The 380-nt window shown below is 44.2% G+C and carries 1 protein-coding gene; it reads left to right on the top strand.

Annotated features, from left to right (window positions below; all coding sequences use genetic code 11):
• Positions 1–380 (top strand): VTT domain-containing protein (locus KJQ99_RS10160; protein ID WP_214150777.1); only part of this gene is annotated, 380 nt, incomplete at both ends.

The following is a 380-nucleotide window of genomic DNA, read 5'->3' as shown; positions in this document are numbered from 1 at the left end:
CCATCATCTTCATTGAAACAGGAGCCGTGATTATGCCGTTTCTTCCGGGCGACTCGTTGCTTTTCGCCGCATGTGCAATGGCGGCAAACCCTAATTACAGCCTTAACATCTGGATTTTTGTAATTTTGTTTTTGATTGCTCCGTTCCTTGGCGATTCGCTCAATTTCTTCATTGGGCACAAGGTCGGCAAATCATTGACAAAGAATTCGTTTTTAGGTCGCTTAATTAAAGAGGAACATTTGAAAAAAACCGAAGCATTCTTTGAAAAGCACGGCGGAATGGCCATCTCGCTAGCACGTTTCATGCCAATCATCCGAACGATGTCACCGTTTGTTTTCGGGGGTTCCGGCGGAAAGTACAAAACTTTTCTTCCATATTGC

This window comes from Campylobacter sp. 2018MI13 (assembly GCF_018501135.1).
In the GTDB taxonomy this organism is placed as follows: domain Bacteria; phylum Campylobacterota; class Campylobacteria; order Campylobacterales; family Campylobacteraceae; genus Campylobacter_E.
This window is presented reverse-complemented; position numbering and strand designations above follow the sequence as displayed.